This window comes from Candidatus Electrothrix sp., from assembly GCF_052785085.1.
In genome coordinates this window covers 1-25237 of sequence record NZ_JALAAI010000050.1, presented here as the reverse complement: position 1 = coordinate 25237, position 25237 = coordinate 1, and the positions used below count along the sequence as shown (strand labels likewise).

The following is a 25237-nucleotide window of genomic DNA, read 5'->3' as shown; positions in this document are numbered from 1 at the left end:
AGGAAATAGACCAGGTCGCAGTGAACCGCGGGCTGTGAAGCGTCGTCCAAAGGCCTACCCTCGTTTGACAGTACCAAGAAGACAAACGGCGTAATCCTGTGGTCAACCACTTAAGGTCGTGCCATTAGGCTACAGTGAGTATATGTGCCCGCATTGTGGAGGTGATTTGCGGCGAGTTGCTTTTACCTGCAAAGGTTCCTTTTGTCTGTCCTGTGCTCAAAAATATACAGATGACTTTGTCGCTCAAGTCAGTCAAATGCTCCGACTTGGTTTGCGCTATCGTCATATAGTTTTAACGATTCCTGAACAATTACGGAAATTCTTTTATAAAAACAGGTTTAAAGGGAAATTGTTGTCTGTTTTTATGCGTTGCGGTTATAGCTGCCTGGAGGATGTAGTAAGTTATGTCCTCAAGCAAAAGGTTAAAATTGGGGCAATAATTGTCGTTCAGACCCATGGCCGTTCCGGTAGATACAACCCACATCTTCATATTATCATGACAAGCGGTGGTATTGATGAAGAAACTGGGTCATGGCGTGAGCTGGGATATTTTCCTTATGAAATCATTCATAAAAAATGGCAATATTATCGTTTTAAAATGCTCAGAGACTTTGACCGGAGCGTAGAGATGAAAGCCTTGATCAATGATTTGTACGAAAAGTACCCCAAAGGTTTTGTTGCCTTTGTAACCAAGGGAGATGTTCCTGAAAAATGTCGTGGTTTGGCAAGATATCTGGCTAAATATGTTGCTTCTCCACCAATAGCTGTTCGTCGAATCATAAAATACACCGGCAAGTATGTGACCTATTGGTATAAGGATCATCAAACCAAGAGGAAGGAAGTGGTTACGGTTGATGTTTATACTTTTATTGGTCGCATGGTTCAACATATCATGCCCAAAAATTTCCAGCGTGTTCGTTATTACGGCCTGCAAGCAACGAAAACCTTTACCAAATGGTCTGACGCTATCAAAGAAGGCTTGCAAAAGGTCGGGCGTGTGATCAAGGGTGTTTATGAGATAATAAGAGAGAAAACATATCGGGAGCGCTACCACTCGACTATCAAGTTTTTTGATTGAGCAAAATCAGGTCGGATTTGTTATAGTTAACGGAACATTTAGCCCAATCTGTTAATTTTTAATAAAAGATAAGCCTTTGATACTTCATAATACCCCTACATTTATTAAAGAATTCGTGGATGAGCTTGACAGCAGTTTGAGAAAGCATGACCCTTCCGCCGGGCTTTCCCGTATTCAGAAGAAGTGGTTATCATTCTGTATTTTTGGGATATTGATGATGAACTCTATAAACTGGACCAGCTTTGAGCGTGCCGGTTTTGGCGGTTATAAAAAAGCAGCTCTTTCGTGGATATTTCGTCATGGCAAAATATTCCGGAATCATCTGCTGATCGCAAGTGTCAAGCTTATTTTGCGACGATTCGATATTACAGAAGACACCCTTGTGTTGGATGAGTTGGACCGGGCCCGTTGTAAAAGAACAAAAAGGATCCATAACCCAAGTTCGTAGGAATTGTGCTCAAAACAGGAAAAAATGCCCTTTTTTGTGCCTTGTCACTCCTTCAACTACCTGTAATTATTAAACACGGATTTTTGACTTTCTGATGTAGTGCCAGAGAGTGCCGGGCGGGGATTGACATAATCCGCAAGATCGGTCAATATACGCCCATGTATATCCGAAAAACATCAATCAAGAGCAAGAAGGGTGGCGGCAAATATTTTACCTATCGGTAGGTGGAATCCCGTCGAACCGAAAAAGGGGTACGGCAGTATACTCTTTTGAACCTGGGTACGGATTTCTCCCTGCCAAAAGAGCAGTGGCCCGATCTCAGCCGCCGTATTGAAGATATTCTCAGTGGCCAGCAGGGCCTTTTCTCTGTGTCACCGGAACTTGAGCGCATGGCCCAACGTTACGCAGCCCTGATAATTCAATCGACGAAACAGCAGGATGAGATAGACAGAATGGCTCCTGATGCCCCTGATTATCGCGAGGTGGATCTGAACAGCCTGGAAGCTCTCAGGTCGCGCACAGTGGGAAGCGAGCATCTTCTTCTTGAGGCACTTCAGCTACTTGGCCTTGACAAGAAGTTGAAAGAACTCGGGTTTACCAGCCCTCAGCTTGCTGCGGCCCTTGGCAGTATAATTGGTCGGGCATGTCATCCTGGTAGTGAACGAGCCACCCATGACTGGCTGCAGAATTTTTCGGCACTTGGTGAACTTATTTCATATGATTTCGAAAAGATAAGCCTGAGCCGCATGTACGAAATCGCTGATAAGCTTCTGCAACACAAAACAGCACTGGAAGAGCATCTCTCAGGGCAGGAACGGAGTATTTTCAGGCTGAAAGAGACGATTACCCTCTATGATCTGACCAACACTTATTTCGAAGGAGCATCTGGCAACAATACCCTGGCTGCGCGTGGCCGATCCAAGGAAAAGCGCTCTGATTGCTCTCTGGTGACCCTGGCTGTGGTGCTGGATGGGCAAGGTTTTATCAAACAAAGCAATGTGTTCGAAGGAAATGTGAGTGAAGCAAAAACACTTGCCACAATGATTGAAGACCTGGAGGAAAAATATCCGCCCAATGGTCTGTTTACAAAAGAAAAACCAACTGTTGTTATGGATGCCGGGATCGCCACCGAGGAGAATGTCCAATGGCTGAAAGACAAGGGGTATCCCTATCTGGTTGTCAGTCGAAAAAAGCATCGCGAATTTGATGAAGAACAGGCTGTTTTTGTTAAAAAAGACAAAAAGGGCACTGTGAAGGCACAAAAGGTCGTTGACGAAAAAACCGGTGAAATCCTTTTGTATTGCCACTCAACCCAACGTGAGAAAAAAGAGCGGGCCATCAATAACCGCTTTGCGATACGCTTTGAGGAGGCTTTGGAAAAACTGGATAAGGGCCTGAACAAAAAGGGTTGCCTCAAGAATTATGATAAAGTTATCGAAAAGATAGGAAGATTAAAACAACGGTATCCCAAAGCTGCGGCACAGTACGAGATTGCAGTGGAGCAGGATGAACAGAGCGGCAACGCAACGCTCATTACCTGGGAGCCTCAGCCAAAAGACAATACAAAGCAAACATTACCGGGCGTTTATTGTATCAGAACCTGTCAAGACTGGGATGAAAAAACACTTTGGAGCACCTATACGATGCTCACTGACGTTGAAGCGGTTTTTCGTTCTCTGAAATCGGAACTTGGCTTGCGGCCTGTATTTCACCAGCAAACTGAGCGTGTTACAGGGCACCTGTTTATCAGTGTGCTTGCCTACCACCTGATTCAGGCAATACGCTATCGATTAAAAAAAGTAGACATTTACGATAGCTGGAAGACCATTCGTGAACAGATGGGCGACCATAGCAGAATCACTGTCACTGTACAATGCAAAAATGGAGATACGGTTCATATCCGAAAAAGCTGTCGCCCGGAACCGAGACAGCAAAGAATATATGACGCTCTTGGCCTGCCTCATCATCCTGGCAGAATTATCAAGAGGACGATTTCAGCAAAATAAAATTTGTAGTGCCATAGGAACAGTCGAAAAGCGAGTAAATTGTTGTTTTTGCATAACTTTGACTTTTTGTGTCACGAAGTTGGGATAAGGCATACAAACAGAGAGATAAGAAAACAGGTGGTTATGTTAATGGTCAAACAGTCATTCTTTTGCTTCTGGTGACGGACAGCATTACTTTTCCTGTCGGTTTCAAATTCTACATGCCCGATCCTGTTCAAACTGCCTGGAAAAAAGAGGATGAAAAACTTCGCAAGAAAGGGGTTGCAAAGAAAAAACGACCAGTGAGTCCCGATCCTGATCCGGAATATCCGACAAAAAAGGGACTGGCATTGGAATTGCTTAAAGAATTCAAGCAAAATCACCCGGAAATCTCTGTAAAAAGCCTGCTGGCCGATGCCTTGTACGGAACCGGTGATTTCATGGACGAGGCTTGCAGTATACTCGGTATAAGCCAGGTGATAAGTCAGCTTCGTTCCGATCAAATTATATATTACCGGGGGCGCAAAAGGAATCTGTCTGATTTTTTTAATACAACCTGCAAAGGGACAACACGTAAAGTGCGTGTCCGGGGCGGTGAAGAAGTCAAAATGACCGTGGCCAGTGCCCGACTCCATGTTAAAGCGCATGGTAAAAAACGTTTTGTTATTGCGATTAAGCATGAAGGTGAAAAAGATTATCGTTATCTTGTTGCCACAGATCTAAGCTGGCGAACAGAGGATATTATTCGAGCCTATACCTTGAGATGGCTTGTAGAGGTTTTCTTTGAGGACTGGATGCTTTATGAGGGTTGGGGGCAGGAGGCCCGACAGTTTGATGAGAAGGGATCAAGCCGAAGCCTGATTCTGAGTCTGCTGTTCGACCACTGCCTCCTTCTTCATCCTGAGCAGGCAGCCCGCATAGACAACAAACTGCCCGCGTTTACCGTAGGCAGCCTGCGACGAAGAGCTCAAATGGAAGGATTGCTTGAATTTGTCCAGTTTCTGCTTCAGCAAGACAATGCTGGAAAAAAGATTGAAAAGTTAGGAAAGAAAGTCAAAAAGTTTTTTCAGCTTGTTCCTTCCGGCAAACATATGAGTGGACGAGATCTGGGGAGAATGGAGCCAACACCTTCGTTGTCCTACAAGGCTTGTGCTTCGTGAAAGGGGTTCTAGGGAAAAACTTGATAGTCGAGTACCAGGAGATGAGCGGTAAGGATCCGTTTATCTGTCGGAATTGTGGTCGCGAAATGATTCTCTGGAAGTTATGGCACCCGGATTATGGTGTCCTTTACGATGAAGAGGAAAGGATGAGGTCTGGTACGTATGATAAATGGTGTGATGATGAATATGCAGGAGGACAAGCCGTTCGGCCCGCCACCAGAGGAGTACAACTATCGTTGTTCTCACTGTAATTGTGAAGTTTGGGTGAACGAAGCCATCATTGATTTCGACTTAGGTTTTGCGGAGTTTGAGGGAAGAAGTCATGAAGGTTATATGCCGGTTCTTGGTTGTCCGGGGTGCAACCAGGAAACCTTGCATTACACCGGAGTAAAAAGTCCGCCCGAAGGGCGTTAAGTTCTCTATACTTTGTCTGGAAAGGCGTTAAAATATTATGAAACAGATTCTACAGAACATGTTTTCCGGTGAAACTCGTCTTGTGACCATTCCTGTTCCTAAAACCCCTAAGACAGGTGTACTCATTAAGTCTTCTTCCAGTCTTATTTCCATCGGCACTGAACGAATGCTTGTAGAGTTCGGCAAGGCCAACATGCTTGACAAGGCCCGTCAGCAGCCGGAAAAGGTCAAGATGGTGCTGGAAAAGGTCAAAACAGACGGGCTGGCAACCACTATTGATGCGGTCAGAAGCAAACTGGATCAGCCCCTGCCGTTGGGATACTGCAATGTTGGGATTGTTCTGGAAACAGGTGCTGAAGTCTACGGCTTGAAAGCAGGAGACAGGGTCGTTTCCAATGGTTCTCATGCCGAGATGGTTGCTGTGTCACAAAATCTCTGCGCACGGATTCCAGATACTGTCAGTGATGAGACTGCCGCCTTTACCGTGCTCGGGTCAATAGGTCTTGAAGGAATCCGTCTTGCCGCACCGACGCTCGGAGAATATTTTGTTGTTACCGGTCTGGGATTGATCGGCCTGCTCACGGTTCAGCTCCTGCGTACCCACGGCTGCCGGGTGCTCGGCATTGATTTTGATCCGGCAAAACTTGAACTGGCCCGCCAGTTCGGGGTGGAGACAGTTGACCTTGCGCAAGGTGAAGATCCGGTTGAAGCCGGAATGGCGTTTTCCAAAGGGCGGGGTGTTGACGGTGTACTGATCACCGCATCAACAAAATCCTCTGATCCGGTCAGTCAGGCCGCCCGTATGAGCCGTCAACGGGGGCGGATTATCTTGGTCGGGGTAACAGGACTTGAACTGAACCGTGCTGATTTTTACGAGAAAGAATTGAGCTTTCAGGTTTCCTGCTCGTATGGTCCGGGACGTTACGACAGCAGTTATGAGGACCAAGGCCGGGATTACCCCTTCGGATATGTCCGCTGGACAGAGCAGCGCAATTTTGAGGCTGTGCTGGATATGATGGCCGAAGGGCGACTTGATATTCAGCCGCTGATCTCCCATCGTTTCAGCTTTAGCGATGCGGTTGCCGCCTATCAGGTGCTGAGTGATGACAGACATGCCTTCGGCATCCTACTGGAGTACCGGAATGTTGAGCAGAAGGGTGATGCGGCGGCCACACGGGTGACTCTCAACAAAAAAGTCAATTTTACGGCTGAAAGCCCGATATGCGGCTTTATCGGGGCTGGTAATTATGCTTCCCGTATCCTGATTCCCGCTTTTGTCAAGGCAGGTGCCCAACTCCATACCATTGTTTCCAGCGGTGGAGTGAGTGCAGCCCATCACGGGGAGAAAAACGGTTTTCAACAGGCTGCCACGGATGTGGAGGCGGTGTTTGCGGATCATGAGATCAACACGGTTGTTATTGTCACCCGCCATAACACTCATGCCCGTTATGTCATCAAGGCATTGGAAGCAGGGAAGCATGTCTTTGTCGAGAAGCCTCTGTGTCTTACTCTGGAAGAGCTGGATACAATTAAAGAGTGCTTTGTATCTCTCCAAAAGGACTTCGCCTCGCCACCTCAGGTGATGGTGGGATTCAACCGCCGGTTTGCTCCGCAGATCGTGAAGATAAAAGAGCTGCTTGCTCCGGTGAAACAACCCAAGGTCTTTATCATGACCATGAATGCCGGTGCCATACCCGCAGATACCTGGATTCAGGATAAAGCGGTGGGCGGCGGTCGTATTATCGGGGAAGCCTGTCATTATATCGACCTGATGCGCTATTTGGCCGGTTCCGAGATTATCTCGGTACAGGCCCGGCGGATGGGGGATCATCCGACTCTTGAAGTAACTGAGGACAAGGCTGCCATCACCCTCGGTTTTGCCGACGGCTCATTCGGCACGATCCATTATCTTGCCAACGGCGGCAAGGCATTCCCCAAAGAACGCATCGAAGTCTTTGCTGGAGACGCAGTGCTGCAGCTGGATAATTTTCGCAAGCTGAAAGGATACGGCTGGCAAGGATTTAAGAAAATGAACCTGATGTGGCAGGATAAAGGGCAGGGGGCCTGTGCTGCTGCGTTTTTAGAGAGTATTGCACAGGGCACAGCTATGCCTATTCCTTTTGAGGAACTGATAGAGGTTGCGCGGGTGAGTATTGAGGCGGATGAACAGTTGAGGCAGCAGGGGTAAGCAGTTATTGTGACGAGGAAACAGATATATTTGCGCTGGCTCAAACTGAACACATACCTTCGCCTCGGCCTGCCCAATATCGCAACTGTCGCCCTCTATCGCTTGGCAAAACAAGCAGGCTATTACAAACATCGCCTCCCTGTCGGCCAGCCGATCCAAGGGCCGTTTTTTTCTGATACCGTTGCTGAACCTGAAAATTGTTTCCCGTTCAGCTATTTTTCTTTTCATACAATTCAAGCTACTTCTCCGCCCGACTGGTTTATCAATCCGTGGAACGGTACTCGTTGCCCGGATTCAGACCGCCATTGGTCTGCGATTCCTGACTTCATGCCGGAACTCGGTGATATCAAAACGGTGTGGGAGGCCTCCCGGTTTGACTGGCTCCCTTGCATGGCCTGGGCATATCGGAACGGAGACAAGGAGGCCCTCGCCCGGCTTGAGCTGTGGTTGCGGGATTGGGCTAAACAGAATCCGGTGAACAGCGGTGTCAACTGGAAATGCGGGCAAGAGGCATCGTTGCGCTGTCTGAATATGCTGGCAGCAGCATTGAGTATTGACAAGTGCTTTGACCACCCGTTTGACGGCTTTCTCCAGTTTCTGTCTACGCATCTGCAGCGGATTGTGCCCACGCTCCGCTACGCTATGGCGCAGGACAACAATCATGGCGTGAGCGAAGCGGCTGCTTTATTTGCAGTCGGGCAGTATTTAAGGATACACGGTACTCCAGCGCAGCAGAAGAAGGCAGAAAAATGGTCACAACAGGGTCGTTCTTGGCTGGAGAACCGAATAAAAAAACTCATTATGCCGGACGGCAGTTTTTCCCAGCACTCCGTCACCTACCATCGTTTCACGCTGGATATACTCTCCTTTGTTGAACTGCTCCGGATACGGCTTGAGGCGGAACCGTTTGAAGCCCTTTTTTATGAGCGTATCAAAGCTGCGGTACGATGGCTGCATACAATGACAGACAGCCGAACAGGCGATGCGCCCAACCTCGGCCCCAATGATGGAGCGTATCTCTTTAACTTGCAAGGCGGTGAGTATCGTGATTTCAGACCGAGTATTCAGCTGGGAGCGGCAGTTTTTCTCCAGCGAGCTGCATGGCCGAACGAGGTCAATCATCCTCTGCTTAAGGTCTTTTCCTGTGACCTTAGTAAGTTTCCCTTGCTGAATGAAGCAGGAAGTTCTATTATGGCACAAGGCGGTTATGCCTGTTTCCGGGATAACAGCGGCTTTGCCCTCCTGCGCTTGCCAGTATACCGCTTTCGTCCCAGCCATGCCGACGCCTTACATCTTGATTTGTGGCACAACGAAATAAATTGGGTGAGAGACGCAGGTTCATATAGCTATAATGCGGACGAGGAGAGTCTGCAATACTTTCCGGGAACAGTGAGCCATAATAGCATCTGCTTTGACAACCGGGATCAGATGCCCAGACTGGGCAGATTTCTTTTCGGGGCTTGGTTGCAACCCGATGAGGTCAGCGGCGATATGGATGCCGGGATGGTCCGAAGCGGTTACACGGATTATTCGGGGGCACAGCATATCCGTGAAGTGCAATACAGGCAGGGCAGATGTTCTGTGACCGATACCTTTGTAGGCTTCACGCAGGAGGCAGTTATTCGTTGGCATCTTGCGCCTGCTGACTGGAAATTGGACAACAGGGCACTGTTCTGTGACCAAATGAAACTGCTCGTGGAAGCAGAAAATGATATAACCCTGTCTCTAACAGAGCTGCCAGAATCCCGTTATTATCTGGACTGGCATAATGTCCTTGTGCTGGAAATCAGAAGTGCTGAAGCCGGGACAGTGAAGACTTCATTCATCTTTATTGATTGATCAGCAGAGCAAAAAGAGACAGCTCCTTTTTCGGTACTTATGCGAATCCTCTACTTCCATCAATATTTTACCACGCCTACAGGATCAGGAGGAATACGTTCCTATCAAATGGCTCGGCAGTTGATTGCCCGGGGCCATCAGGTAACCATGATTTGTGCCAAAAGTGGCAATGGTGATCTGGGATTGCCGGGCAAACCAGATGATCCAGTGCGCAAAGGTATTATTGACGATATCCATATGATCCAATTCAATTTGGAATACAGCAACCATATGAGCCTGCCCAAACGGAGCTGGATCTTTTTGCAGTATGCATTCAACAGCGTGCTTCTGGCACTGCGCATGGATTATGACTTGGTGTTTGCCACCACCACGCCTTTGACAGCAGGGATTCCTGGGATATTTGCCCGGTACCTGAGAAACAAACCCTTTGTGTTTGAAGTACGTGATCTGTGGCCGGAGTTACCCAAAGCCATGGAGGTGGTGAAAAATCCCCTGGTGCTGGCAGGGATGTCTGGGCTGGAATGGCTCAGTTATCGGGCCGCTACCGCGTGTATCGCATTGTCTCCGGGAATCCAAAAGGGCATAGAGCAACGCTCTGTTGCTGGCAAATCTATTGCCATGATCCCCAATGGGTGTGATCTGGATCTGTTTCAACCAGGCAGCCGGAAAGATCTTGATTTACCGGGAGTGGGGCCGGAGGATTGTGTGGCCATTTTTACCGGGGCACATGGTATTGCCAATGGTTTGGATGCGGTTCTGGATATGGCCCATGTGCTTCTGAAGCGGGGACGAAAGGATATTGTGTTGGTGTTTATAGGGGATGGCAAGCTCAAGCCGCTTCTGAAGGAACGTGCCCGGTCCGAAGGACTTAAAAACTGCCGGTTCCTGGAACCTATGCCCAAAAACCAGCTTAACCGCATGGTTAGCTGCTGTGATATCGGACTTATGATTCTGAGTGATGTACCAGCATTTTATTACGGCACCTCGCCCAACAAGTTTTTTGACTATATCAGCTCAGGCCTGCCCGTGGTGAGCAACTACCCCGGCTGGTTGGCAGACATGATCACCGAGCACCAATGCGGGGAGGCGGTACCGCCCCGAAACCCGAAAGCCTTTGCTGATGCCCTGTGCCAACTGGCCGATGATCCAGAGCTGCGAAAGACCTGTGGCAAAAATGCCCGTCGTCTGGCGGAAAAGGCATTTTCCCGACAAAAACTCTCCACTGAATTTGTAGATTTCCTGGAAAGGCATAAAAAATGAAAATAATCTCTGTTGTCGGTGCCCGCCCCAACTTTATGAAAATCGCCCCCTTCATCCATGCCATTAACGCTCACAATGGGGCGGCAGATGGAGAAACCATTGACCATATCCTGGTCCACACCGGCCAGCACTATGATGACTGCATGTCCCGCTCTTTTTTTGAGGATCTGAATATCCCGGATGCAGACATCAACTTGGGCATCGGTTCAGGTAGCCATGCCGAGCAGGTGGGGAATACTATGATCGCCTTTGAAAAGGTACTGCAACAGGAGCGACCGGATTGGGTAGTAGTGGTCGGTGATGTTAATGCTACATGTGCCTGTTCCATCACCGCTAAAAAAGAACATGTCAAGCTGGCCCATATTGAGGCAGGCCTGCGATCCCGGGACATGACCATGCCCGAGGAGATTAATCGCCTGGTGACCGACCGATTGGCTGATCTGCTACTGACGCCAGATAGGCTGTCCAGTGAAAATCTGCTGCAGGAAGGGGTACCAGAGGAGAAGATCCGGCTTGTGGGAAATATCATGATCGATACCCTGGAAGCCCAGCGGTCCAGGGCTGAGGCCCTGGACCCATATGAGATTGTTAGCCAGGCCCTGTTGCCGGGCCAGGCAGATTTGAGCCCAGAGCAGAAAAGATCTGTTCGGGAAAACCGATTTGCCGCCATGACCATGCACCGGCCATCCAATGTGGATGAGCAAAAGGTGCTGACTGCCATACTGGATTTTTTGATGGATGAAGTAGCCGCAGACATGCCCCTGTTCTGGCCGGTTCATCCCAGGGCACAGAAACAGATGCAGACCTTTGGTATTTGGAAAAGAGCCTTGGCCTGTGAAAATTTGGTACTCATGAATCCATTGAGCTACCATGAGCTGTTGCGGCTGAACATGGGTGCTCAAATCATGCTCACGGACAGCGGCGGACTTCAGGAAGAATGCTGTGTGTTGGGTACCCCCTGTCTGACCCTGCGCTGGAATACCGAACGGCCGGTTACGCTTAGAGATCACGGCGGGGCTTCAGTTTTGGTGGGAAACAAAATAGAAAGTATCCGTAACGCCTACCGAGACAATGTGGCAGCGGACTGCCGTTCTACCCGCCCCGAGTTATGGGATGGTCATACTGCAGAACGTATTGTAACCGAGTTGTTAAAATAAGTTAGCTCTATTTGGGATCAGGAACTGCTATGATGAAGCGCTTATTTGACCTCACCCTCTCTAGTGCCAGCTTGCTGGTGTTGGCTCCTGTACTTCTGCTTCTGATGTTGTTGGTTCGATGCAAACTTGGCGCACCCGTATTCTTCCGCCAAACCCGTCCGGGTAAAGGTGGTAAGCCCTTTGAAATGATTAAATTTCGTACCATGCGTGATGCCTATGACAAGGAAGGCAACCCACTACCGGACTCGGAGCGAATCACGCCTTTTGGTAGTTTTTTGCGTTCATCAAGCCTGGACGAATTGCCTGAATTGATAAATGTCTTGAAAGGTGAGATGAGCTTGGTGGGGCCGCGTCCCCTACTGATGGAATATCTGCCGCTCTATTCGTCTGAGCAGGCTCGCCGTCATGAGGTGCGCCCTGGAATTACTGGATGGGCGCAGGTGAACGGGAGAAACGCTCTTTCTTGGGAAGAGAAGTTCAAGCTGGATGTATGGTATGTGGATAATCGTTCTTTGTGGCTTGATATTAAGATTATCTGGTTGACTATCAGAAAGGTCTTATTTCGCGAAGGGATTAGCGCAGAAGGCGAGGTAACGATGCAAAAATTTTGCGGCAATGATGTGGGGAGTATCAAGCCATGAGCGGACGTTTGTTGATTCTTGGGGCCAGCGGTCATGGCAAGGTGGTGGGTGACTGTGCCTGTGAGATTGATGCCTGGAGTGAGTTGGTGTTTTTTGATGACCGCTGGGCTGAGCTGGCTGTATAGTGCTTTCACAAGGCTGGGGCGGCTAGCGGAGAAGTCGCCATGACTAGGTTTAATGGTTAAGAGGAGGAATAACAGAATGAGTAATATCTATGCGGTCTATGGTGCTAGTGGTTTTGGCCGAGAAGTAATGCCCTTGGCTAGAAAGATGTTACCAGGTGATAATGATGCGAAGCTTGTTTTTATAGACGATGGCAAGGCCGGAGAGATTTATAATGGATACGAAGTAATCGGATTTGAAAATTTCCTGCGGTCAGATCAAACTATTAAAAAAGTTTGTCTGGCAATAGCCGACTCATCAATACGCAAAGAGTTATTTGATAAGCTAGAAGAGAGTCAGGTTGAACACTGGTCAGTGTTTGCACAAAATGTTGTGATACTTGATGGGTGCCGAATTGGTGAAAATTCTGTTTTGGCTCCGTTCGTCACTCTTACGTCTAACATTTCTGTCGGTAAATCTTTCCATGCCAATCTCTATAGTTACGTTGGTCACGATTGCGTGATCGGTGATTTCGTAACATTTGCTCCGGGAGTGAAATGTAACGGCAATGTGAAGATTGAAGATAATGTCTACATTGGTTCTGGAGCAATCATCAAGCAAGGCAAACCAGGAAAGCCTTTGGTTATAGGCGAAGGCGCTGCGATTAGTATGGGTGCAATTGTCTCAAAAAATGTACCAGCCGGTGCTTTGGTCGTCGCAACGCCATCAAAAAAAATGCAAAGAAAGGAGAGGTTAGGAGGATGAGCGATTTTTCATGTAAGCCCGTATCACTTGATGAGATCAATGTTGGGATGACGGCCAGTTATTCTCAAACTATTACAGATCATGACATCAAGAATTTTGCGGGACTTTCCGGCGATTACAATCCTGTGCATGTTAGTGACGAATATATTCAGTCTTCACGATTCAGAAAGAGGGTAGTGCATGGTCTTATGCCCACGAGCTTTTTTTCTGGGATTTTTGGGATGCGATTACCTGGGCCGGGGTGTCTTTATGTCTCCCAGGCTATCGAATTCAAAAGGCCAATTTATATTGATGATACTGTAACTGCAAAAGTTGAAGTTATTGAGGTTGACCTAGTGACAAGGCACGTCAAATTCAGAACAACCTGCAGTGTCAAAAATAAAGTCGTAATCGACGGTTTGGCAGATATTTTTATTCCTAAGGATGTGTAGGTGCTGAGTACCCCCTTTTCCCCCTGGCCTTCCTTCACCAAAGAAGAGGCCGATGCCGTCAGCCGTGTTCTGCTTTCCAATAGGGTCAATTATTGGACCGGTAACGAAGGCCGGGAGTTTGAAAAGGAATTTGCAACTTGGTGCGGAACTGAGTATGCTGTGGCGCTCGCTAACGGCACCTTGGCTTTGGATTTGGCCCTTAAGGTGTTGGGTGTGGGTGCCGGTGATGAAGTGGTGGTTACGCCTCGCACCTTTATTGCCTCAGCCTCCTGCGTGGTGACAGCCGGGGCAGTACCGGTTTTTGCCGACATTGATGCCGATTCCCAGAATATTACTGCCGAGACGATCCGAGCCGTGCTCACCCCCCGCACCAAGGCAGTGATCTGCGTCCATCTGGCTGGCTGGCCTTGCGACATGGACGCAATCATGGACTTGGCTGCGGAAAATGGTCTGTACGTTATTGAAGATTGCGCCCAGGCCCATGGAGCACGCTATAAAGGTCGGCCGGTGGGTTCCATCGGCCATGTAGCAGCTTGGTCTTTTTGTCAGGATAAGATCATGACCACCGGCGGGGAAGGAGGGATGTTGACCACCAACCATCGGGAGTTGTGGGAGAAGGCCTGGGCGTATAAGGACCATGGTAAGAGTTGGTCAGCGGTATACGAGCGGCAGCATCCACTTGGATTCCGCTGGCTGCACGAATCATTTGGCACCAACTGGCGGCTTAGCGAGATGCAGGCGGCCATCGGTCGCATTCAACTGCGCCGCATGGCTGATTGGCATGCCCGTCGCAAGGCCAATGCCGAGCGGCTTGCCCAGGTCTTTTTAACTTTGCCTGCGCTGCGGATGCCGTTACCGCCGGTGGGTATGGAGCATGGTTGGTATAAGTTCTATGCCTTTGTTCAGCCCGAAGCGCTCCCTTACGGTTGGAGTCGTGATCGCATCATGGCCAAGATTAATGCTGCCGGGGTGCCCTGTTTTTCGGGATCTTGTTCAGAGGTGTATCTGGAGAAGGCCTTTGACGGTACAGGCTGGCGCCCTCTGGAACGTTTGCCCGTTGCCAGGGCCCTGGGGGAGACCAGTTTAATGTTTCTGGTTCATCCTGCGTTGACGGATGATGAAATCAAGAAGACTTGCAGGGTAGTGGCTGCGGTGATGAGCGGAATTGCCAACGAGGTCAAATAATGCAGGGAGTAGTTATTGGGCATTGAAGAAGGAGTCACGCTTGAAGATATTTTGAAATTAAAAGGGGTTAATGGTTGAACCAAGTGGAACCAGTGTCGCCTGAGATAATCGAATGGGTCGAACATGTAGTCCGTTTTTTCATTAATAATTTTAAAAGGTTGTTTAAGAAAATAATTTTTATGTTTATATTTGTTGACAATAAAAAAAAAATATGCTTTTATACTATATATTAAAGTTGTATAATAGAATGAATATATAATATAATTCATCCGATTTTTTCTTCATCATTAAGGAGGTACAGTGTTGGGGAAAAGCATAATTAAGGATGTATTTTTGTGATTATTCTCCATGCTCTACAGGTTGAACGGATTTTTAAACAAAGATAATATCATTTGAAGAGGAGGTAACATGAAAAAACTACACATAACGATTTTTTGGGCAAGCTTAATATCCCTTTTTTTTCTCTTTAGCACCAGTACAGTTTACGCAGAAGAATGTGCGAAGGCCATTATCAAGAAAGTGGGGGTTTCGCCTACTGAAACAGTAGACGCAACCCCATATTTAGTCCGTTTAGACTGTGAGGATCAGGACGAAGCTTGGTCTGGGGTAATTCCTTTTTATATAGGCACTGACCTTGGTGATTCAGGTTTAGCTACACTTCTAACATCCTATTCGTTGGGTAAATCCCTATGGGTTGAAGTTGGGGGTATAACACCTGGTTCATTAGTCACCGTTCTTTTTGTTAATGAGTGATCTAATCCGAAAATGCGCCTCATCTGTTTTTTTTAGAGGAGGCGCAAATATATTTTTCAAAGGAATTTTTTGTACGCTCATTACCGTTAGCCTATTGACTATTGGCCCCCTTTTTGAGGCTTTAGCTGAAGAAAAAGCTGACGTGGGATTACATTCAAGTGAGTCGTGGTTTGAACAAAAAATGAACCTTGATTGTAATGGTCGTGCCGTTGAAGAGGTTTTGAAGGAAGTTGCATCCTTTTTTAAAACCAAAATTATTTACCAGAGCAGAATGGCTAAGGTGCCAATTCATTGCAGCTACTTGAGTGTAACAGTGGAGGAAATTTTAAGGAGGCTATTCAAAGATCAAAATAACACCATACTACTTGGGCATGCCCCAGAGCGAAAGATCATTGTCCAAGTGTTTGGAGAGACAAAGTATAATATTGTTTCTAGTGATGGTTCTACAGGAACAGAAATTATTCCTTTTTTACCAAATATGACCAATGAAGATCTGGCTAGGTTGCATAAAGAACAGCTCAGGTTATACAAAAAGGAACTGGCTAATCCCGATGCGATAATTCCAGGTGTTGGAATTACAAGACAAGATCTCGCTACATTGCATAAAGAACAGCTCAGGTTATACAAAAAGGAACTGGCTAATCCTGAAGCGATAATTCCAGGAGTTGGAATTACAAGAGAAGAGCTGCGGGTTTTGCATCAAAATCAAATTCAGCAATATGAAATGCTAAAAAATGATCCTGATCAAATAATTCCAGGAACAAATATAACTCGACAACAACTACAGGAACTTCACCAAAAACAGTTAAAACTTTACGAGCAGAGCAAAAATGATCAAGATGAGCTGGATCCTTTTACGGGTTTAACTCGATCAGAACTCAAGAAGTTACACGAACAGCAAATTAGACGCTCTGATGACAGTGCGGACGGAAGAAGAGTAACGGGGCAAAAAAACGAATCTGCAAACATGTCGGAATAAATTGTAAAACGTCACTTAACGTGAAGTCGGCAAAACACATTACGCATGTTTCTTGTGACTACTTCAACTTACCCTGAGTAACCTCTCTAAGCTACCGTTAATTATTATTCCTTTCGTCAAATTCAACCTAAAAGGCGTAGCGATCATACCGTAAGGTTATCGCTTTGTAAGCACAGCCTTACTTTTGTAGACTTTTCTCCGTTGCTCACCAATAGCTAGAAATCTATCCTTTCCCAACTGTCCTTTCAAACAATTTATTGCTCTTCAAGTTTTTACCCAACATGGCTACCAACTTAAGGTGAGTCATCCTGCGAAATTAAGCAATTGCGTAGGTCGTTGCGCCCCCTGCTCATAGCGGGTTTTTGTCAAATTCAGAGTCCCTGAACCCAAAATTTTGTCCCGGTTTAAGTTGGTAGCCCAATTGTGCAACCTACCGCTACTATGGCTCCTGACGTTTCTTTATTATTAAATCATTAAATTTCATTATCCTTTTGCTTTAATTGAGAAAAAATAAAGACTCTGCCTCAAAAAACTAACAACAAAGAACGAATAACTAATGTTGAACATAACTGCAAATTTTCAAGCAGCTAAAGATAGAAACACCATACGGTGGTATCTCATGGAATTGGCCGAGACTCAACCGGTCAACATTATGATAATAACATTGTTCATGTTGGGATTACAGATCACAGCATTAAGTATGTTTACGTTCGGAGTAGCTGTTGTGCTATTGGTCGATTACAAGAAGATACTCTCAAGAACTTCAATTTTATTGTTCTTCTTTTTGATATATTTTCTTGGGGAAACATATCACAATAACATAATTACTTTTCCTGAATTTATAAAATATTTCATCTATTATTTTCTGTCTTATCAGTTAGGGGCCGCATCAATAATATTCAATACCGACAATAAGATATCAAATAAACAATTATTCTGCTTACTGTACGGTTTTTTTGTAGGATTTGTGGTTTATTTGATCATTAATGTATCATTTGTTGACCAATCTGATATAAGTTCAAATTTAGTGCGCATTTGTACCCCATCTTTTGGCATAATGAGAAGGACAGCAACCACATATTATTTGTCTCCGCTAATTGTTCTTATTCCAGTATCAATCTATTATTATGCGAATATTTTTCGTCATGTAAGAAAATATTTTTTTGAATTTGTAGTATTGGCAACTATAACAAGTGCATCGTTATATTTAACAATAATAATGGATAGAGTTGAGCCATTAGCGATGTTATTACTAGTATCAATAATCTTTGTAATCAGCTTTATATTAAATCGTAAATGGTCAAATGTCGTTGTGTCACGGGTATATAAAATGGCAATTATATTAGTTTCAGTAGGTGGAATATATTGGTTGATTTTTAATACAGATATAATCACCAAAATTGTTGACGGTGTTACTAATAGCATTCGGTTTAATTTATGGTGTGCTGGTATTGATTCTTTAATTAAGTACCCGTTAGGAGGTTGTAATAATTGCCTGATTCGTGAGTATGGACAAACTAGCATATATGCCCATAATATGTGGCTGGACGTTGGAAGGAATGGAGGAATTATTTCAATTTTATTACTATTATTTTTTCAAATAGCGCATATTAAATATGTCTGGAAAATAATTAATTATCCAGAGATCAGTGAGTTTTTAAAAAGTTCGCTTTTGATTTTAATTTTCACCTTAATGATGAATTATTTTGTAGATCCAATCTTTGAGGAAGCCCCAATTTTTTCAGGAGCTTCTGGTTTTGCCAAGTCTTCTTTTGTTTATATTATGTACGGTTTTTTTCTTTCAGGGTTGTTAAAGAATTTTGCATTAGCAATTTCTGATGGAACAAAGCATGCTGAAAAAGTGTAATTTTTTTTCTAAATAAAAACATGAATATGTCAAGTGATAATCAAGATAGATCCACCACCAACACGTTGTTTTTTTACTTGTTTAAGTTTGCCGAGACGAAACCTGTCTGCTTTTTAACACTTACTTTATTCGTCCTTGGCCTGCAATTAGGACACTTAAGTATGTTTTTATTTGGAATAGCCGTTCTGCTATTGGTTGATTATAAAAAAATAATTACGACCACCTCAGTGCTGTTATTTTTGTTTTTGGTATGTTTTCTTTCGACGAGATGTTTTCACGGTGAGGTTAATTTTTCTCACATGGTAGAAAGTCTTTTCTATTACTTTTTTGCTTACCAATTAGGAGCAGCTTCATTAATATTTAACACTGAGCATGCTGTTTCAAATAGGAAAATTTTCTATCTTATATATGCTTTCTTTCTGGGTTCATTGGTTTATGTCGTGCTCAATTTTATATTTTTTGATCAATATGGTTTGGATCCGAACCTCTTACATGTTGCATGGCCACGTAAAGAACTTATTCCAACAACCGAGGTGTCTGATTTATTGTCACCGTTATTAGCCTTGGTACCAATGACACTCTATCATTACAAAGACATTTTTATTAAAAGAAAAATATCCTTTCCTGAATGCATTTTATTTGTAGTTGTTATTGGTACAGCATGCCTTTTAGTAGTGGAGATGGAACGTCGCGGACCTATAGTCGTGTTCCTCGTTATTTTTATCTTGTTTTTGGCAAAAATTATATGGGAAACAGCAAGGTTAAATAATGGAGTCAATCTCACCAAAGCTCTCGTTTTGTTGTTAATTGTCGGTTTAGTTGTATATATTTTGGTTAATATTCCTACATTCGATAGATTTATTAATAAGGGAATAGAAAACAGTCCACGCTTTAAATTATGGCATGCCGGTAGTCTGAGTTTATTTGAATATCCTTTTGGTGGTTGTAATGATTGTTTGATAACTGAATACAATCAGTGTAGTATGTACGCTCATAATATGTGGTTGGACGTTGGAAGAGAAGGTGGAATTATTTCGTTAGCATTGCTATTGTTGTTCCAGGTATCTCACCTAAAATATGTTCGTATAATTTATAACTACTCTGCCTTCAGTGGTTTACTGAAAAATTCAATAATTGTTTTGGTCTTAGTGTTTATAATGCAATGTTTTTATGAGCCAATTTTTAATTATAGATACGCTTATAATTCGTATATTTTTTTGTTTCTTGGGATCCTCAAGAACCTGGCAGATTCTATCCTGAAAAAATCAAACGAAGGGTTAGTATGATAGCCTTTTTCTCAAAAAAATTGTGCAACCAATACCTGTGTTAGAAACTTTAAACAAAATATTAAAGGTGCAACTATTTGAAAGCAAAAATATTTCAGTGCCTGATTTCTGAACTTTTGTAATCAATTAGCTATTTTTCAAATAAAAAGAAAAGACTTGCAAAGTTAACTGTGTTGTGTATTTTTATAAAATTGTAAAAGTTCAAAAAACAGTGACCGAACCTCTCAGGACTTGTGAGCAGGGAGAGTAGTAGAGCAAAGCATCGTTTTTATGTGTTTTCAGGAAAACGAGTGCTCGCTAGAGTTCATTGATGACTAGTGATTTTTTTTTACTCAAGCACAAGAAAAGTGTGTTGAAACGAACCTGATATAAGGACGATAAATTAAGTATTTAATGGTTTTCTGGCGAAAACGTATCTCTTTGATTTATCGTCAAGAACAGCACTTCGTTTCAATACCCTTAAGAAATACAGAAAGACCATGGCGAGTGAAACTACAGTGACAAAAGCTTCAGATGAAAAGTGGGATTTAATCCTCAAACCGAAAACCGGGTGGTTTGATATTGATCTTGAGGAGCTGTGGCGATACCGTGATCTAATTGGCATGTTTGTAAAACGGGATTTTGTTACGCTCTATAAGCAGACAATCCTCGGCCCACTCTGGTATATAATCCAGCCGCTGTTCACAACGTTGGTCTTCACCATTATTTTTGGAAGGGTTGCCAAAATTCCGACGGACTCGCTTCCTCCTTTTCTCTTCTATATGGCTGGAAACGTCATGTGGGGCTATTTTTCACAATGTTTAACAACTACATCCAATACCTTTAACACCAATGCGACGATATTTGGAAAAGTATATTTTCCGAGACTTACCGTGCCATTGGCAACCGTCATTGTGAATTTCCTGCAGTTTGCCATACAGCTGCTTCTTTTTCTGGGATTTTATTTCTATTTTATGGTGAAGGGGGTGCCAATCCAACCGACGTGGTGGATTTGTGCTTTGCCTATACTCCTCTGTCAAATGGCACTGCTAAGCTTTGGCCTGGGAATTTTACTGTCATCAATGACGACTAAATACAAAGATCTTAAGTTTGCCATGGCTTTTCTGGTACAGCTCTGGATGTATGCAACACCTATCGTATATCCTTTAAGCCAAATTCCAGACTGGCTGCTACCATACTATATACTTAATCCAATGGTAGCTCTTGTGGAGAGTTTTCGATTCATGTTTTTTGGCACAAGCGCAATTCAGCTGAGCCAAATAGCGGTCAGCTGGTCGGTAACCTTGCTTATTGTTTTTGCGGGTGTGGTACTTTTCAGCCGTATTGAGAAAACCTTTATGGATACCGTTTGATTTTACTGAGTCATCAATTGTTGTGTGAATTTTTATAAAACTTACAAGATATCATTATTATACAATCTTTAATCCCTGAACCATGCCTGTCATTAAAATAGAAAACCTCTGGAAAGAGTATCGCCTTGGTGTCATAGGCCATGGAACATTAACTCATGATCTGCAGTCCTGGTGGGCTAAGGTGCGTGGAAAGGAAGATCCAAATTCTAAAATCACCCCCATGCTGGCTGGGCAGGAAAAACAGATTGAGGGAGATCGGTTTTGGGCATTGCGTGATATCAACCTAGAGGTAAAGCAAGGTGAAATACTAGGTATTATCGGAAAGAATGGGGCTGGCAAATCAACGCTATTAAAAATTCTCTCCCGTGTGACTGCTCCTACCAAAGGGAATGTAAAAGTAAAAGGCAGGATTGCAAGCCTTCTGGAGGTTGGTACTGGTTTTCACCCTGAACTTACAGGGCGGGAAAATATTTTCATGAATGGCGCTATCCTTGGTATGTCAAAACAGGAAATTAAGGCTAAGCTTAATGAAATAGTTGATTTTTCAGGAGTTGAGGATTTTATAGATACACCGGTGAAACGGTACTCATCAGGAATGCATGTGCGTCTTGCTTTTGCTATTGCAGCGCATCTTGATCCCGAGATTTTGATTATCGATGAGGTGCTGGCGGTAGGTGATGCTGAATTTCAAAAGAAATGCTTGGGAAAAATGCAAGATGTCAGTAAGACAGGTCGAACAATATTGTTTGTGAGTCATCATATGGCAGCGATTGAAAAACTGTGCTCAAGATGCTTGGTAACAGCTTATGGCACAACTAGCTTTGATGGTGATGTTAAAGAGGCGATTAGCTTTTATCTCCGCTCAGCAGAACGGATATTTAATAGTAGAGTCTTGCCAGAAAATATTAAACGTACCGGCAATAAAGAAATTGTCTTTACAGGTTGTGCTGTGGAGGATGAAAAAGGAAATCAGTTGGAAGCAGTTGCTTCAGGCAAATCAGTTATACTTGCTTTTGATTATAAAATTAATAGCAACAAGCCTTCTTTAAAGAATGTTTGTTTAGGCTTCTCTATTCACGGAAGCCTCGGAGAGACACTCTCTATCTTATACAGTGACTTTTCTGGTGTTACTTTTTCGGATATTCCTAAAAAAGGAACCTTTCGATGTCGTATTGAAGATTTTCCTTTTTCAGAGGGGAAATACATGGTTGGAGCACGCTTGATGGTTGGAAGGATAGAGGCTGATTGGCCACATGAGCCGATTGGAAGTATAAATGTGCAGGCCGGAGATTTCTATGGTACGGGCAATGTACCTCATAGTGGTGTCGGTCCAGTATTACTTCGAGGAAGCTGGGAAAATTTAGCTTGAAAAGTTGAGATCCATGATGAAATCATTAAGTATTGATAGGTTTATATCCCGTATCAAGAAAGCTGTGGCTATTTTCCTGTTTCCAAATAATTACCGTATTTATGATAAAAAAATATTTGGTTATCATAATTTGTCCTTTTCTCAGGAAGGGGAGGATATGATTCTTTCTCGACTCTTTGAAGGAAAAAATAAGGAAGGGTTTTACGTTGATGTCGGTGCACATCACCCGCAGAGGTTTTCGAATACGTATTATTTCTATCTGAGAGGGTGGCGGGGTATAAATATTGATCCTCTACCTGGAAGCATGAAGAAATTTAAAGATATAAGACCATTTGATATCAACATTGAATGTGCAATATATGAAAACGAAGAAGAATTAATATATTACCAGTTCAATGAACCGGCACTGAATACTTTCACAAAGGAGTTAGCAGATCAAAGGGGCACTATGGAGCAATATCATGTAGTAGATCAAAAAAAGGTATTGTGTCGTCGTTTAGAGGATATTTTAGATGAGTATATGCCTCAGGGGCAATATATTGATTTTTTAAGTGTGGATGTTGAGGGATTTGATTTAGGAGTACTTCGTTCTAATAATTGGGATAAATATAGACCTTATGTAATATTAGTTGAAGATCTAGAGGAAAGAGTAATTAATAAACAACTAGATTCTCCTGTTAATAGTTACTTGCAAATTCAAGGCTATGATTTGTATGCCAAAGCCCTGAATACACTTTTTTTCGTTATGAAGGATGAGCAACTGTTAAAAGGACAAAAGAATTGAATTCTCCATTGCTTTTTTTAGTATTTAACCGACCAGGCACAACAAAACGAGTTTTTGAAGCAATACGACAAGTCCAGCCTTCAAGGCTGTATATTGCTGCAGACGGTGCTCGCCCTGAGAAAGCAGGGGAAGACGCAAGAGTTCAGGAAGTACGCTCTATTGTAACTAATATTGATTGGGACTGTGAGGTGAAAACCCTTTTTCGCGATAAAAACCTAGGCTGTAAGATGGCTGTCAGCAGTGCGATAACTTGGTTTTTTGAACATGAGGAAGAAGGAATAATACTTGAGGATGATTGTGTACCTGACCCTAGTTTTTTTCCTTTTTGTCAGGAACTGTTAGAGAAGTATCGATATGACACTAGGATCATGATGATATCAGGAAATAATTTTCAGGGTGGTCAAAAGAGGACTGGTGAAAGTTATTATTTTTCACGTTTTCCACATGTTTGGGGCTGGGCTACATGGAAAAGGGCTTGGAAATACTGGGATGGAGATCTTGGAAAATGGCCAGCAATAAAAGCAAAGGGATATTTGACCGATATTTTTGGCGGTGATATAAATGTCGTTCAGTTCTGGCATGGTATATTTGAACGAATGCATAATAAAGAAATTGATACTTGGGATTTTCCCTGGGTTTTTGCTTGTTTAACCCAGAGTGGGTTTACAATCCTACCAAGTACAAATCTTGTTTCAAATATTGGTTTTGGGGATGGTGCTACGCATACTAAAAATGATAAAGATTCTGCATCATGTATTAATCAGTCTAAGATTGAGTTTCCCTTAAAGCATCCTGAAATCGTAATCCGAGATCAAATCGCTGATAAATATACAGAGGCTAATCACTTCAATATCCCGACTGAAAGCATATTGAGTTTGGTCAGAAAATTAGGCGTTATTCTAATAAATCGAATTCTTAAGAAAAATTGTTAAAAAAGTGACGAGTTTTGGGTTGACATTTCGAGCTTATCCCAACGCTGTGGATTCTCCAATTCCAGCTTAAACATTATATTTCAATAACAAATATTGAAATTCATGGGTGAGATAGATGGGGAGAGACTGTCTGATTTGCAATTGTAAGCAAGAGATGCTTTTTAGAACAAAAGTTCTTAATAAATACACTATATCATATTATAAATGTAATAATTGTAAATTTATTAATACTGAAGAACCTTTTTGGCTTGAGGAAGCCTATGGCGATGCTATTGCTTCTCTAGATATTGGGCTAGTGAGTCGTAATCGCAAGCTAGAGCCTATTGTTACTGATATAATATATCGATATTTTAATAAAAATGGTATATTTCTTGACTATGCTGGTGGATACGGTCTGTTTGTCAGAATTATGCGTGATAATGGATTTGATTTTTTTCGGCATGATGTTTTTTGTCAGAATTTGTTCGCTCAATTTTTTGATATTGAGAATTTTATGCAAGATTCAAAATTTGAGTTGATTACCGCCTTTGAGTTTCTTGAACATTGTAAGGATCCCTTATCTGAAATGACCAGACTATTGTCAATGTCTGATTCAGTACTTTTTTCTACGTCACTTCATAAAAAAAACATAACTTCAGTAAACGATTGGTGGTATTTTGTGCCTGAAACCGGGCAACATATCTCATTCTTTTCTATAGAAACCCTGGAGAATATGGCACGGAGTTTAGCCGTACAATTTTATACAAATGGGCATGATCTACATCTGTTTACAAGACAAAAGTATTATAATTTCTGTTTTCAAAAGAAATACAGAATACTTGATGTCATAATAGAAAAAATTGTTTCTTATCTTGGGAAAAGGACCAAAAAAAACAGGCTAGAGCAGCAAAAATACTTTATTGGGAAAGATTATCAATATGTCAAAAAAATACTTGGTAACCAAAAAAGTAAAAATTCTTCCAATGAAAAGTGAATTAAAACCTATAAAGGGTGTTGAAACGATAGTAATATAATAACGATAAATCAATTAGTGGTTTTTAAGTGAAGTGCTTATACTGTTGATCTTTCGTTTGAAATAACACTTCGTTTCAGCATCCTTTAAAACAAAGTATTAGTGGGTGAGCACCAGAATTTGTTTATTTCATCGTAGAAAACCACCCCCTCTGGGGGTGGTCAGAGTTCAACGGCTCTGCCGGTTGAACAGCCATTTTTGGCAAAGGTGCCGGTTATGATAGAAAATACATTTTTATTAACCGATCAAT

At 43.4% G+C, this 25237-nt stretch carries 23 protein-coding genes; all 23 read left to right on the top strand.

Features of this window, described 5'->3' with window-relative positions:
• Nucleotides 1–118: 118 nt before the first annotated feature.
• Nucleotides 119–1078, top strand: coding sequence for an IS91 family transposase (locus L2082_RS09750; protein ID WP_446011695.1), 960 nt, complete (start codon nucleotides 119–121; stop codon nucleotides 1076–1078).
• Between the two features lie 214 nt (nucleotides 1079–1292).
• Nucleotides 1293–1526 carry a hypothetical protein gene (locus tag L2082_RS09745; protein ID WP_446011694.1) on the top strand — a complete coding sequence of 78 codons (234 nt, stop codon included), beginning with the start codon at nucleotides 1293–1295 and terminating at the stop codon, nucleotides 1524–1526.
• A gap of 224 nt (nucleotides 1527–1750) precedes the next feature.
• Complete coding sequence (locus L2082_RS09740) at nucleotides 1751–3532, top strand: IS1634 family transposase (protein WP_446009475.1); 1782 nt, start codon at nucleotides 1751–1753, stop codon at nucleotides 3530–3532.
• Between the two features lie 68 nt (nucleotides 3533–3600).
• Nucleotides 3601–4671 carry a transposase gene (locus tag L2082_RS09735; RefSeq protein WP_446009476.1) on the top strand — a complete coding sequence of 357 codons (1071 nt, stop codon included), beginning with the start codon at nucleotides 3601–3603 and terminating at the stop codon, nucleotides 4669–4671.
• Nucleotides 4672–4833: 162 nt separating this feature from the next.
• Complete coding sequence (locus tag L2082_RS09730; protein ID WP_446009477.1) at nucleotides 4834–5085, top strand: hypothetical protein; 252 nt, start codon at nucleotides 4834–4836, stop codon at nucleotides 5083–5085.
• Nucleotides 5086–5122: 37 nt separating this feature from the next.
• Nucleotides 5123–7273, top strand: a complete 2151-nt coding sequence (locus tag L2082_RS09725) for a bi-domain-containing oxidoreductase (protein ID WP_446009478.1) — start codon at nucleotides 5123–5125, stop codon at nucleotides 7271–7273.
• 30 nt (nucleotides 7274–7303) lie between these two features.
• Nucleotides 7304–9112: an alginate lyase family protein gene (locus L2082_RS09720; RefSeq protein ID WP_446011693.1), complete on the top strand. Its 1809-nt coding sequence runs from the start codon at nucleotides 7304–7306 to the stop codon at nucleotides 9110–9112.
• A gap of 39 nt (nucleotides 9113–9151) precedes the next feature.
• Nucleotides 9152–10372 (top strand): glycosyltransferase family 4 protein, encoded by a 1221-nt coding sequence (locus L2082_RS09715; protein WP_446009480.1) that lies wholly within the window; start codon nucleotides 9152–9154, stop codon nucleotides 10370–10372.
• Nucleotides 10369–11529, top strand: a complete 1161-nt coding sequence (wecB, locus tag L2082_RS09710) for a non-hydrolyzing UDP-N-acetylglucosamine 2-epimerase (protein WP_446011692.1) — start codon at nucleotides 10369–10371, stop codon at nucleotides 11527–11529. Before L2082_RS09715 ends, wecB begins: the two co-directional genes overlap by 4 nt.
• Nucleotides 11530–11558: 29 nt before the next feature.
• On the top strand, nucleotides 11559–12170 hold the full coding sequence (locus L2082_RS09705; protein ID WP_446011691.1) for a sugar transferase: 612 nt from the start codon (nucleotides 11559–11561) through the stop codon (nucleotides 12168–12170).
• Nucleotides 12167–12295, top strand: a complete 129-nt coding sequence (locus L2082_RS09700) for a PglD-related sugar-binding protein (protein ID WP_446011690.1) — start codon at nucleotides 12167–12169, stop codon at nucleotides 12293–12295. The genes L2082_RS09705 and L2082_RS09700 overlap by 4 nt, the downstream gene beginning before the upstream one ends.
• A 76-nt stretch (nucleotides 12296–12371) precedes the next feature.
• Complete coding sequence (locus L2082_RS09695) at nucleotides 12372–13037, top strand: acetyltransferase (RefSeq protein WP_446011689.1); 666 nt, start codon at nucleotides 12372–12374, stop codon at nucleotides 13035–13037.
• Nucleotides 13034–13468: a MaoC family dehydratase gene (locus L2082_RS09690; RefSeq protein ID WP_446011688.1), complete on the top strand. Its 435-nt coding sequence runs from the start codon at nucleotides 13034–13036 to the stop codon at nucleotides 13466–13468. Before L2082_RS09695 ends, L2082_RS09690 begins: the two co-directional genes overlap by 4 nt.
• The gene (locus L2082_RS09685) at nucleotides 13469–14653 is read left to right on the top strand and encodes a DegT/DnrJ/EryC1/StrS family aminotransferase (RefSeq protein ID WP_446011687.1); all 1185 of its coding nucleotides are present in this window, start codon (nucleotides 13469–13471) and stop codon (nucleotides 14651–14653) included. It abuts the gene before it with no gap.
• A gap of 408 nt (nucleotides 14654–15061) precedes the next feature.
• Entirely contained in the window at nucleotides 15062–15406 is a 345-nt protein-coding gene (locus tag L2082_RS09680) for a hypothetical protein (protein WP_446011686.1), read from the top strand.
• A complete protein-coding gene (locus tag L2082_RS09675) occupies nucleotides 15399–16385 on the top strand; it encodes a hypothetical protein (RefSeq protein ID WP_446011685.1) in 987 nt (328 codons plus the stop codon). The genes L2082_RS09680 and L2082_RS09675 overlap by 8 nt, the downstream gene beginning before the upstream one ends.
• Before the next feature lie 976 nt (nucleotides 16386–17361).
• Nucleotides 17362–18252 carry an O-antigen ligase family protein gene (locus L2082_RS09670; RefSeq protein ID WP_446011684.1) on the top strand — a complete coding sequence of 297 codons (891 nt, stop codon included), beginning with the start codon at nucleotides 17362–17364 and terminating at the stop codon, nucleotides 18250–18252.
• 299 nt (nucleotides 18253–18551) lie between these two features.
• Entirely contained in the window at nucleotides 18552–19538 is a 987-nt protein-coding gene (locus tag L2082_RS09665; protein WP_446011683.1) for a hypothetical protein, read from the top strand.
• 479 nt (nucleotides 19539–20017) lie between these two features.
• The gene (locus tag L2082_RS09660; RefSeq protein ID WP_446011682.1) at nucleotides 20018–20890 is read left to right on the top strand and encodes an ABC transporter permease; all 873 of its coding nucleotides are present in this window, start codon (nucleotides 20018–20020) and stop codon (nucleotides 20888–20890) included.
• Nucleotides 20891–20972: 82 nt separating this feature from the next.
• Nucleotides 20973–22259, top strand: a complete 1287-nt coding sequence (locus L2082_RS09655; RefSeq protein WP_446011681.1) for an ABC transporter ATP-binding protein — start codon at nucleotides 20973–20975, stop codon at nucleotides 22257–22259.
• Nucleotides 22260–22272: 13 nt separating this feature from the next.
• Nucleotides 22273–23043, top strand: coding sequence for an FkbM family methyltransferase (locus tag L2082_RS09650; RefSeq protein WP_446011680.1), 771 nt, complete (start codon nucleotides 22273–22275; stop codon nucleotides 23041–23043).
• Entirely contained in the window at nucleotides 23040–23975 is a 936-nt protein-coding gene (locus L2082_RS09645) for a glycosyltransferase family 2 protein (RefSeq protein WP_446011679.1), read from the top strand. The genes L2082_RS09650 and L2082_RS09645 overlap by 4 nt, the downstream gene beginning before the upstream one ends.
• A gap of 154 nt (nucleotides 23976–24129) precedes the next feature.
• A complete protein-coding gene (locus L2082_RS09640) occupies nucleotides 24130–24948 on the top strand; it encodes a class I SAM-dependent methyltransferase (RefSeq protein ID WP_446011678.1) in 819 nt (272 codons plus the stop codon).
• Nucleotides 24949–25237: the final 289 nt, after the last annotated feature.